This is a genomic window from Shewanella canadensis, assembly GCF_003966225.1.
GTDB classification, from domain to species: domain Bacteria; phylum Pseudomonadota; class Gammaproteobacteria; order Enterobacterales; family Shewanellaceae; genus Shewanella; species Shewanella canadensis.
The window spans coordinates 104,813-119,322 of record NZ_RXNU01000009.1 but is presented as its reverse complement, the minus strand read 5'-3'; the positions used below and the strand labels follow the sequence as shown (position 1 = coordinate 119,322).

At 46.0% G+C, this 14,510-nt stretch carries 6 protein-coding genes; 3 read left to right on the top strand and 3 right to left on the bottom strand.

Translation table 11 applies throughout. From position 1 onward, the window contains the following. Positions 1–7: 7 nt before the first annotated feature. On the bottom strand, positions 8–3,439 hold the full coding sequence (locus EKG38_RS16510) for a chromosome segregation protein SMC (protein ID WP_126521324.1): 3,432 nt from the start codon (positions 3,437–3,439) through the stop codon (positions 8–10). A gap of 205 nt (positions 3,440–3,644) precedes the next feature. Between EKG38_RS16510 and cysZ the strand changes: the two genes are divergently transcribed. From cysZ to EKG38_RS16495, 3 genes are all read left to right on the top strand, one after another. Next, on the top strand, positions 3,645–4,418 hold the full coding sequence (cysZ, locus tag EKG38_RS16505) for a sulfate transporter CysZ (RefSeq protein ID WP_126521323.1): 774 nt from the start codon (positions 3,645–3,647) through the stop codon (positions 4,416–4,418). A gap of 486 nt (positions 4,419–4,904) precedes the next feature. Then, positions 4,905–6,809, top strand: coding sequence for a hypothetical protein (locus EKG38_RS16500; protein ID WP_185826885.1), 1,905 nt, complete (start codon positions 4,905–4,907; stop codon positions 6,807–6,809). Positions 6,810–6,898: 89 nt separating this feature from the next. Further along, positions 6,899–7,645 carry a response regulator transcription factor gene (locus tag EKG38_RS16495; protein ID WP_126521321.1) on the top strand — a complete coding sequence of 249 codons (747 nt, stop codon included), beginning with the start codon at positions 6,899–6,901 and terminating at the stop codon, positions 7,643–7,645. Positions 7,646–8,002: 357 nt separating this feature from the next. On the opposite strand, the gene EKG38_RS16490 is transcribed toward EKG38_RS16495, so the two are convergent. Next, entirely contained in the window at positions 8,003–9,127 is a 1,125-nt protein-coding gene (locus EKG38_RS16490) for a response regulator (RefSeq protein WP_342775857.1), read from the bottom strand. Positions 9,128–9,189: 62 nt separating this feature from the next. Further along, on the bottom strand, positions 9,190–14,469 hold the full coding sequence (locus EKG38_RS16485; protein WP_126521319.1) for a two-component regulator propeller domain-containing protein: 5,280 nt from the start codon (positions 14,467–14,469) through the stop codon (positions 9,190–9,192). Between the last annotated feature and the right edge of the window lie 41 nt (positions 14,470–14,510).

Genomic DNA, 14,510 nt, shown 5'->3' with positions numbered 1-14,510 from the left:
CCTATGGTTAAACAGCGTCGGCTAGAGCCACCGCTTCATCAATATCTACAGCGACTATGCGAGAAACACCCGGCTCATGCATAGTGACGCCTATCAGTTGGTCAGCCAATTCCATGGTGATCTTGTTATGACTGATATATATAAATTGCACACTTTGTGACATCTCTTTGACCAGCCGACAGAATCTGTCGACATTGGCATCATCTAAAGGTGCATCAACCTCATCCAACATACAAAAAGGTGCAGGATTCAGTCTAAAAATCGCAAACACCAATGATAAAGCGGTTAACGCTTTTTCTCCACCGGAAAGAAGATGAATTGTACTATTCTTTTTACCCGGTGGCCTCGCCATAATCGTCACTCCGGTCTCGAGCAAGTCATCATGGGTCAATGCCAGTTGTGCACTGCCTCCGCCAAATACTTTCGGAAAGAGTACACCTAAATCTTGGTTCACTTTATCAAAGGTCTCTTTAAAACGACTCTTCGTCTCTCTATCTATCTTACGAATCGCCTCTTCGAGGCTAGTCAGCGCAGAAGTGAGATCTGCATCCTGACTATCTAAATATGATTTTCGTTCACTTTGCTGCTCATATTCCTCGATGGCGGCTAAGTTGATCGCCCCCAGATGAGTAATGCGGGCACGTACTCGCTCTAACTCTCTTTGGCGGGCCTGCGAACTCTTATTCATATCTAAAGAGAGCTTAACTTCATCGAGCTTAATCTCTTGCTCATTAAGCTGCATCAACTGGCTGTCAGCCTGACCTTTTAAACCCTCGCGACGTAACTTTAACGTGCTGATAGACTGAGTCAAGTGTTCTATCTTTCCAAGCTGTTGTTTTTTCGTTAATCCTGCGCTATCACTCGCTTCTTGCAGTCGGTTTTGTTCTTTACGCAGTATCGAAAGCTCGGTCTGTTTCTGCTCCTGCTTCGCCAGCGCTTTCACAAGCTGTTCATTTAACGCACTAAGCTGGCCGTCTTGGTTGCCAGCATCTTGTTCTGCCAACTGGTTTTCAAGTGCCGACTTAGCCAGGCTCAGCTCTTCGATACGGGTTTGTTGTTGAGTGATGGACTGGGCGTTGAGGGCTATTTTAGTCTTCAATGCCTGCATCACCGAGTTGGACTCATTAAGCTTTAACTGCTGCGAAACACCCTGCTCTTTTAACGCTTTGATCTGTTCGGCTTTCAGCTGAAGTTGCTGTACGAATCGGACTTGTTCGGTTTCTGCCGTTTGTAATTTACTTAAGCCGACTTCCAGCTTTTCACTGAGGCTTGTTTGGGTGGCCAACAACTCGTCCAGCGTTAACTTAAGCTGTTCAAATTCCAGGTTTAGTCGCTTACCTCTCGCCTCGCACTCCTGTGCCCTGTGCTCCGCGGCGCTTATCTGTGAACTTAACCCCGCAATAGAGAGTCTCAACTGCTGCAGACGTTCATTACCCGATTGGAGCGATAACTTCAAAGGTTCGATAATGGCGTGTAGCTCATGGCTCTGTGATAGCACATCGCTTAACAGCGCCTCCGAACCGGTAATGCTTAATTCAAGCGCATCCTGTTCCCGTTTTAACTGCACCAGAGAGCCCGAATCCGTGCCCTTTCTGATCACGAAACCTTTGCCAAGCAGGTAACCGTCGGCGGTGGCGATACGTTCATTGTCACCTAAACCGGCGAGTAGTGGCTTAGCGGCATCGATACTTTCCGCCCACTGAACATTAGATAGCCAAGGTGAGAGGTTGGCACTGCAGCTGACAACGGACCAGTCTTGCTGTTTCCATGAGCTAAACCCTTCCCACCCCTCTTCCTCCTGACTCTCATCTGCATCGACGCCGACAGGTGTCTTAAGCAGTCCATCAAACAGAAGTTCGACAGCTTTCTCCCAACCGGGTTTCACTTCGAGTAACTGCCACAGGGCTTTTTCGCCCTCGAGTTCGGTCTCATCCGGCAATAACTTAGAGACCAGAGCTAAGCGCCCTCTCTCTTCGGCAAGGGACTGACTCAGCGCTTCCTGTTTGGCTCGTAATTGGGCTTGTTCTTGGGTAGCGGTAGTGAGTCTCGATTCAGACTCTTCATTGATCTCTTGCTGAAGATCCGCCTCTGTCGTTAACTGCTCGAGTTCTGACGCCTGCTGCTGATTATTCTGACTCGATTGTTCGGCCTCAACTTCTGCGCTCAGCTTTCGATTATCTTCTATCCGCTGATTTTTCTGCTCAACCATCACCTGAAGGTGGGTCAGTTTTGAGCGCGAAACCTCATGCTCTAAGCGATACGCCGAGACCTGCTCTTTGTGCAGGTTTAAAGATGTGGAAAGCCGCTCCCCTTCGCCTTCGAGCCCGTTGAGTCGAATTGTTAAATCATTCGATGAGGTGGCCAAGGTGTCGACTAAAGGCGTCTGATTATCAAATTCTAAGGTCAGGGCGCCCTTTAACACTTCATCCGTAGTTAATTTGGTATTGTGGTTATCGAGCTTAGTCACTATCGCCGAGATACGCTGGTCGATATGAGCGTCCTGCTGCTGCCTGTGCTTAAGATTTTGCTCGAGCTTACCTATCTGGTTTCCGCATTGGTAAAAATCTTCTACCCGCTTGTGCTCTTCACGTTCGAGCTCCACCAGCTGCACACTCAGCTGAGTTATGGCTAATTCGGTTTTCTCTTTTTCGGCATCGAGCTCGGCCTTATCCACTTCAAGCTTGTTAACCTCCAGGGTCAACTTTTCGGTTTGATTGGTTAACTCAATATAACGGCTGACAGAAAGCTCTGAGTCCAGTATTCGTTCAGATTGCTTAAACTCGCGATATTGCTTCGCCGCGGCCGCCTGCTCAGCCAACTTCTCCAGCTGACGTCCCAGTTCGGTTCGAATATCGCCGAGTCTCTCGAGGTTCTCTCTGGTATGACGGATCCGGTTTTCGGTCTCGCGTCGCCGCTCTTTATAACGGGAGATCCCTGCCGCCTCTTCGATGAACACTCTCAACTCTTGAGGTTTAGACTCAATCAGTCGGGAGATGGTCCCCTGCTCGATAATCGCGTAGCTTCGAGGCCCTAGGCCCGTGCCCATAAAGAGATCGGTAATATCCTTACGACGACATTTCTGTCCATTGAGAAAATAGGAGGAATCACCATCTCTTGACACCTGACGCTTTACCGAGATCTCCTGATAGCTGGCATATTGCCCCGTAAGGCGGCCATCCTTATTTTCGAAAGAGAGCTCGACACTGGCGACCGATACGGGTCTTCTGGCGGAGGAGCCATTAAAGATAACGTCGGCCATGGAGTCACCACGCAGATGCTTAGCCGAGCTTTCGCCCAGCACCCAGCGCACGGCATCGATGACATTAGATTTACCACAACCATTAGGACCAATGATCGCGCTTAGCGGGCTGAGAAAAGGGATCTTAGTTGAATCGACAAACGACTTAAATCCAGCAAGTTTTATCTGTTTGAGTCTCATGGTGCCAGTTAGGTCGTTTTCAGCAAATACGTTTTGCCGAACAGAGCTTATTTAGAGTTGATTTTCTGGGGGCTACTTTAACAAAGCGGGCAGTCTTTTGTAACGTTTTTATTAATCATTCCTCTATATATCTCTTGTCATCGGAAACTGACTGGAACACAATTCAGATAGTTTTTTCTTATGCCTAATATAGACGTGTCTACTTATGAATCAAACAACTAAAACACCCCACAAGAGTGGGATGGACTACTTTCTCTTCGGATTTAGCCTGATAAAACAAAAAGGGCTAAGAACTTTTGTGTTTATTCCACTGATGATAAATTTGCTGCTTTTCTCCGGCGTTATCTATTTCGCCATCGGTCAGCTGGAAAATGCCTTCGGTTGGATCTCGGCCCAGCTCCCCGATTATCTGAGTTGGCTCAACTTCCTCCTCTGGCCATTAGCGGTCATCACCCTGTTGGTGGTGCTCTCATTTATCTTCACCTCTGTGATGAACTGGATAGCCGCCCCCTTTAACGGCCTGCTGGCCGAAAAAGTCGAGCAACACCTGACAGGCAAAGATCTCAACACCGGCACCACCGTCGACTTGATAAAGGATCTGCCGCGGATATTCGGGCGGGAATGGATAAAGCTCAAATACTATCTGCCCAGAGCCATCATCTGTCTTATCCTGTTCTGGATCCCCTTCTTGGGCCAAACCTTCGCCCCAATCATCTGGTTCCTGTTCAGCGCCTGGATGATGGCCATTCAGTATTGTGATTATCCCTTCGATAACCACAAGGTGCCCTTCTCTGACATGAAATTTGCCCTCAATCAGACCAAAGGCACCAGCTTCACCTTCGGCGCCTCTGTCACCCTGTTCTCGATGATCCCGATCGTCAACTTTATCGTCATGCCGGTAGCCATTTGCGGCGCAACGGCCATGTGGGTAGATAAGTATCGCGAGGCGTATAAACACCCAGAAATAGCACCGGATTAACTGCGGTGGTTGAGTAGTGTATTGCAGAGGCCGTTCATCAAACCCAGCGTAAGGCTTTAATAATCCGTCTTACACTAGCCTAAGCCAACGACTCACGTTAAAACCACACTCATTAAAAAGGGCAGCGCCAGCTGCCCTTTTTGGCCTATCGGCTTAGCCCACCGACGCCCCACATAAAAAGCCCTCCGTAACCGCAGTAAAACAAGCTGGATAGATAACCTGAAATGACAATTTTGAATGTCTAAGTTATTAAGCATATTTATAAATATTAGTTCTATACCTCAGTGAGAAACCGCTCAGTTAAAAACCTAAGTCATGGCCCCTGCCTCTCAATTTATAACTTTATCGAAAGAAGTTGCACTTTTTCATAGTGAGTCCCACCTAGACGAACGATTACTATTATTTTGCCAAAAGGTGAAATGAATAATAACGAAACCAAATTAATCACAAATTGCTATGAAATAAATTATCTAGCAAGGAGATATGATGAACTTTATGAAAAAGGCTTTGCTGCCGACGCTGCTGACTGCATTAATAGCTGGGTGTGGAAGTGATGATGACTCAACGGTAGAGCAACCTGTTCAACCAATAAAAGAGACAAAACCAGAGTACTTGGACGTTGATGTAAATCCTAACTCGATAAACCAGGGTCACATCAAAGTGATGTTAGGTGAATATGATGACAACATTAAAACCTGGTTGTTGAGTGATTCAGCTAAAGATCTGGATGATGATGGAAAAATTGGTATTTTAGATGCGCATATTGCAGGCGTATATAATGATGAAAAAACCATCTACAGTATTTCACTTACTGACATAGGTGAAGTTTTAGCGTCAAACCCGGATGGATTGGGCGCGGGTACCGCCAGGCCCGATATATTCAAACCCGGTCATTATTCAGCATTTGACCTATTGCGTTATCTGTCCTTCACTCGAGACGACTTAACACTCTCAAATGTCGTCCATCATGAAAACACTGGGCTAGGCACATTTACGTTCAATGTTTCTATGGATGTGAATGGTGATGGCATTCTATCAGCGAATGACGGTGATATTGTAGACAGTGATGATTGGTATTTTCGTTTTAATACCGATGGCGGCATATTCACCAGGGCAAGGGGCAGCATGCAGGGGTTCTCTCCCAGCGGTGAAGCCACCTACGTTCGAATTGACGAGTATTGGCTTCAACAAGATAGTTTGATTACTTTGCAACCATTTTCGAATGAAATGACCGCCAGACGTCAATGGATTCAACGTCAGGAAGTTGAGAAATTTCAGGCAAACGGCAATAAAGTTATTATCCCTAAAGTTGTTGCAGTTGAATATGGCCGCGTTGAAAACAATGGCGTCGTGGCTTATGCCGACAACATTGAGGTGACACCGGTAGGCCATCGAGATGACATCTTCCAGCCGGGTGTCATTACCGTTATGGATGCGATGATCGCTGCACAAGATAAGCTTGGAAAGGTGAGCTTTTCCTATTGGGACAGTCTGTCTACCGGTGCCGACGTCGGCCATTTCGCGCTGTCTGGTATTGGTGAGTTAAGGAACTCGGGCTTAAGAGGATGGTTTACTCATTTTTACAATCCGTCAAAACAGTTCCCGGACGGAGACTTTAATAAATCCCCGACGTGTAACTGGTCTATTGATGGCAGCCCTGATGGTGAGACTCGGGTGAGTAAGGAGGTCTGCGAAAAGGACTGGGGCGGCCCGTTTGGAGGCGAACACATTCACTTAATGCAGGATGTATATCCGATCCGCTTCGGTTATATGGATCTATACTGGGCCTATGGCAATATGCATGACTACTTTGGTCCTAAAGAGCGAAATGGACAAGAGACGATTCAATGGAACTTTGCCAATGATAGTTCACCCGATATTTCGGTGGTTAGGACTCTGCAGCTCCCCAAAGATGCGACAGGAAGTGCACCAATTCTCAATCAAGACCATTTTGGCTGGAAGATTGCTGATTGTACTCAATGCCATAACCAAGAGGTCAATCCCCTTGGACACGGTGGACATGCTTGGCCTATCAACTCAAGCGACGGGTTTGATATCACTCAGCCTTATTACTGTGCCAGCTGCCATGGTTCAAATGGTGCTCCAAAGGCTCATGGCGAAGATGCACGCTGTTTCTTTTGTCATGCGGGCGAAAAGCAACCACAAAGTCATAATGATGCTTCGACCAAAATCCTCTATAAAGGGGCTGATAAACTAAAGGCAAATTCATCTTACGGTAACTTCGATCCGTTCCAGGCAGTTCCAGCCGATGTGTTTGGTAACCACAAGCCTTATACCGAGGTTTGGGAGAGCAAAAATAATGACTGGGAAATGAGTAAAGTATTCCCAGACCCGTATGCATGTCTGACATGTCATATAAATAAAAAATAAGCCGATACCTTAATAGGGATGGGGGGTTTACTGCCCCCCTTTGTACCCATTATGATGAATACACCCCAAACTGATTAATTGATGACGCCATGAAAAATCTTATATTATCCGGTTCATCAATTGTTAACACTCTGAAAAAAGAGTTAATGACCTATGGGTTCAATGGGTTTTGCTATCATTTGCCATTGGAAAACAACTACATTTCAGATGTCGACCTTCCCAAGCTTAAAGATTTTCGGCCGGAACTGATTAAGCGTGAAAAGTTTGTCGTTGCTTCCGATAAACGGGCGATAAATGTCAGAGAATATTACTTCAGGCTTTTTGCCGACAAGATGGACAGCGGCCTAGCTAAGAAGAAGAAATTAGGACCAAACCTCTGGGATGGACCTAATCTGGCGACTTCATCAGGCGTTCAGCTCCAGCGGTTCCTACATCTCAACGATGTACACACCGTCATTAATTGGTTAGTCCCCTTGCATTGCCCTTGGTCTGGTATGTTCACCTTGTTCACATCCGAGAATAAAGACGACATATTGAACACCGCTAATGACAATCATGATGCGATCGATGCGCTCCTTTGTCTGTACGCCGGGCATTTTACATCGAAGTTTATTGTAGAGCTCAATCCTATCGCCAATCATGGCTTATTGAGTAAGAAATCACTCAAGATACTGGCATTCATTTCACAAGGGGACTCAATCGAAACCATAAGTGAAAATGAAAACCTTTCTATCAGAGGCGTTTGTTATCATGTTGACCGGATTAAAAACATATTGAAGTGCAGCAACCGCAGTCAAATGGTATATAAGGCGACAAAATTGGGGTTAATCAGGTAAGCGAATGTGCTCTTCACATAGAGTACAGTTATGGGTGCCTTAATTTTTCAGATGGTGCTCTTTTATACCAATTGCATTAAGTACCTGACCATTCAGCGAGAATTCAAAGCTCTGTAGGCAAGTAGGATGATTGAAGCTAATAGTTATTCTATATCGAAAGCATCCAGTGAAGCATAAAGGGCTTTGAATTGAAAATCCTGAGGGGCTCTGAATTGGTTAATTATTTAGTGCAACTGGTATTACTTCAGCTCAGTGATGCACTGGATAACCTCATACCCTACGGCATCACAGTAAAAAACAATAAAATCTATGCCCTTTCATAATCTGGAGGAAGGTGAAGGATGCCATGTTTTCACATCAGGAAATACCGGCCTTCGCCTTCACAGCTTCCTCTGAATCGGCATACTCTTGTGATATGACATAATACTCATCAGCAATCTCCATAAAAGCATCAACCATATCGGGATCAAAGTGTTCACCTTTACCTTCCAGGATGATGGCTACCGCTTTTTCATGGGGAAAGGGGGGCTTGTATACACGGCGGCTGACTAGAGCATCATACACATCCCCCACCGCCATTAAGCGTGCAGCAATTGGGATATCATCCCCCGCCAATCCCTCTGGATATCCTGAGCCGTTCCACTTTTCCTGATGGGCGTAGGCGATCTCCTTGGCAAAGACAAGGAAATTATCCGCTACAGAGATGTTCTGCTCTGCGGCGGAAATGGCATCACGACCATAGGTCGTATGTTTTTTCATCTCATCAAACTCTTCATCGGTTAACTTACCCGGCTTGAGAAGAATATGATCTGCCACCCCTACCTTGCCGATGTCGTGTAGCGGCGCCGATTTATAGAGCCAAGTGATATTCTCTGGAGTCAAGAAATGACTAAAGCGCGGATGATCTTTGAGTTTTTGTGCTAGCAATTTCACATAACGTTGAGTCCGTCGGATGTGGTTACCGGTTTCTGGATCGCGAGCCTCCGCCAGCGAACCCATCGCCACCATGGTGACATCCTGCAACTCCTCCATTTGCCGGGTGCGCTCAATCACCTTCTCCTCAAGGATCTCGTTTTGGCGTTTCAAAAAGTCACGCGCACTCTTTAACTCTAGATGAGTCTTGACGCGCTCAATGAGAATGGGTGGACTAATGGGTTTTGTTATGTAATCAACCGCCCCCAATTCAAGCCCTCTGGTTTCATCCTCCACCTCAGCTTTGGCGGTCAGGAAGATGACAGGTATGTCACGTGTCGCCTCATCGGCTTTGAGTTTCTGGCACACCTCATAACCATCCATACCGGGCATCATAATATCGAGCAGGATGAGATCTGGTTTATGCCTTTCAATGATCTTCAAGGCCATCAGACCATTGACGGCGGCTTGAACAAAATAGCGACCAGACAACACTCCCTTTACAACATCAATATTAGCGGGAGTGTCATCAACCGCGAGAATGGTTAATCTGGATGTATCCTTACTCATTGTCATTCTCCATTACTCACACATTACTCATACAATAGACTTAATCACTGTCACTTGATGCATTACCTATCCGCAACACTCTTCATTATCTCGCCTACGAGGGTTGAAGCGGCATCAAAATCATAATCGCCGAGATAACGCTGTAACTTACTCAGTGAACCATGAAGCTCAACTTCATCTATCCCCAGCAGTAGATCTTCTACGGCCTCTTCGACTGTGGAATCAAAGTCATCGATGCGCTCGGAGATTTTTCTCAATGCATCTAACACATCAATTTCTACTACGGTATTTGACTTACCCTGAACAGATCCCTTCATATCAGACTGCAGGGCGTCACTAATTGTCACCATAGCTTCATTCAACGCTCGCCCGGTCACGGTTATGCACTCCGTTTCTGGCTGTTCCTCTAAGAGGACGGCTTCCAGTTTGCTCGCCTCAGCATGCAAAGCGTTAGCCCCAATATTTCCAGCTACGCCCTTCAAGGTATGTGCAATGCGTACGGCGCTCTCCCGGTCGCTTTCAATCAAACTCTGACTAATCCGCTCCATGGCATCGGCCTCAGACTCCAGAACCTTAGTCAAGGTCCTGCGATAGGCCCGCGCACTGCCGCCCATACGAGCCATCGCCTTATCTACATCAAAGCCGGGGAGTTCCAGTGGCGACTCGTCTCCCCCTTTGTTGAATTCAGCCAGCCGTTGCAGCAGTTCGACAGGGACTTCACGCTCACCGGGTTCAATCCACTGCGCCAGTGTACGATACATCTCTTTGGGGTCGATGGGCTTGGACACATGGTCATTCATACCAGCTTCCAGACACTTATCACTGTCTGTAGCCATAGCATTGGCGGTCATGGCTATGATAGGAAGTTCTTTGAATTTTGGATCTTGACGGATTTCACGCGTAGCAGTATAACCATCCATTATCGGCATCTGGATATCCATCAGTACTAGATCAAACTCTTTCTCTTTTACCTTTTCAATGGCAACTTGTCCATTCTCAGCTACTGTCACAACCATCTGGGCTAATTCAAGTAATTCGGTCGCTACCTGTTGGTTTACTTCATTATCTTCTACCAACAAAATACGTGCCCCGCGAATTGCTGCTACTATCTCTATTCCCAATTCACTTGTGACTTTAGCCAAGTTCAGTGCTTCGAACCCCATGGCCACCATAGTTGCATCCAACAGGGTAGAGGCTGATACCGGCTTGCTTAAAAAACCGTCCAGTTTGACTCCATCGGCCTGTAGTAACATTTCATCCCGGTCATAGGCTGAGACCATCACCACTTTGGGTACTGCGGTCAACTTGGTATCAGATTTGATCTGACGGCTGGTTTCAATACCATCCATTCCCGGCATTTTCCAATCCATTATGACCAATTTGAAGGGAGTTCCCGACTGATCGGCTTCACGTATCTGCTCTATTGCTTCTTTACCACTGCCGACTATCGCTACTTTGAAGGAAAGGCGCTCGGCTATGTGTTGCAATATTTCCCGAGCAGATTGACTGTCATCAACCACCAGCACTGAAAGGTCGCGCAAATCCGGTTTTGGTAGTGGTAAAGAGCTATAGCTCTCGCCCGATAGTCCAAAATTGGCGGTAAAAATAAAGCTACTGCCTTTTCCTGGACTGCTTTCAACCCAAATCTTGCCCTCCATCATCTCAGTCAGCGTTTTGCTGATGGTCAAACCTAAACCTGTACCACCATATTTTCGGGTAGTGGATGCATCTGCCTGGCTGAAGGACTGAAACAGTTTTTTCATCTGCTCTTCAGTCATACCAATGCCGCTGTCAATGACTGAAAATTGCAAGGTAACCTGATCTTGGGTTGAAGCTATATTTTCAATACTAATGATAATTTCACCCGTTTCAGTGAATTTGACGGCATTGTTGGCAAGGTTAATAATAACCTGACTCAGGCGCAGTGGATCGCCGACCAAACCATTGGGCACATCCAGATGGGTATCTATTAGCAGTTCCAAACCTTTTTCACGGGTCTTGACGGTGAGCAGGTGACTCAGGTTTTCCAGTGTTTCATTTAGGTTGAAGGGAACCGATTCCATCTCCATCTTGCCTGCCTCAATTTTGGAAAAATCGAGGATATCGTTGATGATGCCTAATAGTGCGTTGGCAGCACTGGAGGTTTTATTGATGTAATCACTTTGCTTCGGCGAGAGATCCGTTTGCAGAGCGAGATGACTCATACCGATGATAGCGTTCATAGGAGTGCGTATCTCATGGCTCATATTGGCTAGGAAGTCAGATTTAGATTGAGTCGCTGCTTCCGCGATATTCTTTGCCTCTTCCGCTGCATCCTTAGCCTTTCTAAGCCGATCTTCCATGACCTTTCTATCGGATACGTCCATGTGAATGCCCATCATTCTCACGGCTGCACCGTTTGGATCTCGTTCAATGACCTTACCCATGTCTAAAATCCACTTCCATGTGCCGTCGCCGCACTTTACGCGATACTCCGCACTGTATTCATCGGATTCACCATTAAGGTGTGACCGACTCAACTTTTCTTTATTTACCAGATCGTCCGGATGAATGATTGACGACCAGTATTTCATGCCATTCTTGATTTTTGCCCAATCGTCATCCGATTCTCGAATGTCATCCGGTTCATAGTTCAATTGTGTTGCGAAGATGCGGTTTACAAAGATATTATTCCGTTGCGGATAATAATCCCACAAGCCCAAATTTGCATTGGCCGAAGCCAGAGCGAGACGAGTTTCATTTTCCTTGATCTCTTGTGTGCGCTCACTGACAAGTTTTTCGAGACGTTTCCGCTTACTCCGTTGAGATTGAACAAACCAAAAAATAAGACCTGCCAGAGCCATGCAGTACAACGTATATGCCCACCAGGTTTTCCATGCAGGAGGAAGGATTTTGATTTTTATAGCAGCGCCCGCTTCGTTCCAAACTCCGTCTTTGTTACTTGCTTTTACCCGAAAAGTATAATCACCACTGGCCATTGTTGTATAGGTTGCTCGACGATTTTTTGCATCTGTTTTTATCCAGTTTTGGTCAAAACCTTCAAGCTTGTATTCATACTGATTATTTATGGGACTTGCAAAATGCAATGCTGCAAATTCTAAGGAAAAAACTGACTGCTCGTAGTTCAGTATTATTGCTGACGTTTCAGATATTGTCTTTTGAAGCGGTGAGTCAGGGTTAGAGCCTTTCAAAGGTACAGATTTGTTGAATAACAGAAAATCTGTAAAAACAACCTCAGGTTTCTGAGCGTCGTCTTTGATAAACTCCGGAAAAAAGCGGTTGAACCCATTGATCCCACCAAAAAACAACTCTCCGCTTTGGCTTCGAAAATAGGCGCCAGTATTGAACTCATTACTTTGTAAACCATCTTGCTTGTTGTAATTTTTGAAGGTTTCGGTTGTTGGATTAAACTTAGAGAGACCTTTGTTAGTACTGATCCATAGATGACCCGTTCCGTCTTCAAGAATTCCATAAATGGTATCGTTGGCAAGACCTTGTTTTTGTCGGTAGTGTTTGAATTGTTCGTTTTGACGATTAAACTTATTCAAACCGCCGCCAAAAGTCCCGATCCAAAGATCCCCCTTTTTATCCTCGTAGATGGAACTGACTCGATCATTACTCAAGCTGTTGGGGTTTGAGCTTTCGTGACGAAAAGAGGTGAATTGCTCACTAGTAACATCAAATTTATTCAATCCACCATAAGTTGCGATCCAAAGAGTCCCTGTTCGGTCCTCATAGATGGATAAAACTTCGTTACTACTCAAACTGTTGGGATCCGAGTCATTGTGGCGGAAACGGCTGAAGCGCTTGGTTGATGCATCGAATTTGCTCAATCCGCCACCCCAAGTTCCAATCCAAAGCATTCCCGCTCGATCCTCATAAATAGCGTAGACATAATTATGAGTCAAGCTGTAGGGTTCTGTAGGATCGTGGCGAAAATGGATGAAGCGTTCAAGTGTGGCATCGAACTTGTTCAATCCACCGCCATCAGTCCCGATCCAAAGTACCCCTTTTCGATCCTGGTAAATGGAATTGACGCGATCTTCACTCAAACTGTAAGGATCCGAGTCATTGTGGCGGAAATGGGTAAAGCGCTCAGTTAGGGCGTCGAATTTATTCAATCCGCCATATCCCCCGATCCAAAGTGTCCCTCCTCGGTCTTCAAAGATGGATCGGGTATAATCATAGCTCAAACTGTGGGGGTCGGTGGAGTCGTGACGAAAATGGGTAAAGCGTTCAAGCGAGGCATCGAACTTATTCAATCCACCACCATAAGTTCCGATCCAAAGTGTCCCCGTTTTGTCCTTATAGATGGAATTGACGAGGTCAGTACTCAAACTTTGGGGATCCGAGTTATTGTGGCGGAAATGAGTAAAGCGCTCCGTTGAGACATCAAACTTATTCAAGCCACCGCCATAACTCCCAATCCAAAGCGTTTCAGCTCGATCCTCAACTATGAAAAGAACAGAATCATGACTCAGGCTGTAGGGATCTGCGTCATCGTGGCGAAAATGGGTGAAACGCTCAGTTGAGGCATCAAACTTGTTCAAGCCACCACTATTTGTTCCAATCCAAAGCGTACCCCTTCGATCCTCATGGATGGCTCTGACACTATTATCACTCAAGCTATGGGGATCGGTGTCATCGTGGCGAAAATGGGTGAAGCGGTTTGCTGAAGGATCGAACTTGTTCAAGCCACCGCCAAAAGTCCCAACCCAAAGAATTCCCGTTCGATCCTCATGGATCAAACTAACATTATCGTCACTCAAACTGTGAGGATCTGCGTCATCATGACGGAAATGGGTAAAGCGCCCAGTTGAGGTATCGAACTTGTTCAAGCCACCGCCATAAGTTCCAACCCAAATAGTCCCAGCTTGATCCTCATAGATGGAACTAACATTATCGTCACTCAAACTGTGAGGATCCGAGTCATCATGGCGAAAATGGGAAAAACGCTCCGTTGAGGCATCGAATTTATTCAAGCCACCGCCATAAGTCCCTATCCAAAGCGCCCCCGCTCGGTCCTTGATCATTGACCAAGCATAATTATTAGACAGAGATGTTGAATCCTCCGGATTGTGCCGGTAAACTTTAAATTCGTAACCATCGTATCGATTCAGGCCATCTTGAGTGGCAAACCACAAAAATCCTTTGTTGTCCTGAACTATGCTGTTAACGCTGACTTGTGATAGACCCTCCTCAAGGGAAAGTCGCTCAAACCGGGTGACTTTTCCAGCCTGAGCATATACTGTTTGCATAAAGATCAAACTAATGAGCCAGCAGCAGAACATTACTTTACAAACAATGTTTTTTTTAATACGGAAGCTTTCTTTTACCATCATATTTCCATTTCGGCTCAACAGACAGGTTTGCCTTTTTAGTA

Bases quoted from the DNA above. Each gene is read 5' to 3' on its own strand.
- EKG38_RS16495 (WP_126521321.1), top strand. From the start codon at position 6,899: ATGAAAAATCTTATATTATCCGGTTCATCAATTGTTAACACTCTGAAA.
- EKG38_RS16500 (WP_185826885.1), top strand. From the start codon at position 4,905: ATGAACTTTATGAAAAAGGCTTTGCTGCCGACGCTGCTGACTGCATTA.
- EKG38_RS16485 (WP_126521319.1), bottom strand. From the start codon at position 14,469: ATGATGGTAAAAGAAAGCTTCCGTATTAAAAAAAACATTGTTTGTAAA.
- cysZ (WP_126521323.1), top strand. From the start codon at position 3,645: ATGAATCAAACAACTAAAACACCCCACAAGAGTGGGATGGACTACTTT.
- EKG38_RS16490 (WP_342775857.1), bottom strand. From the start codon at position 9,127: ATGAGTAAGGATACATCCAGATTAACCATTCTCGCGGTTGATGACACT.
- EKG38_RS16510 (WP_126521324.1), bottom strand. From the start codon at position 3,439: ATGAGACTCAAACAGATAAAACTTGCTGGATTTAAGTCGTTTGTCGAT.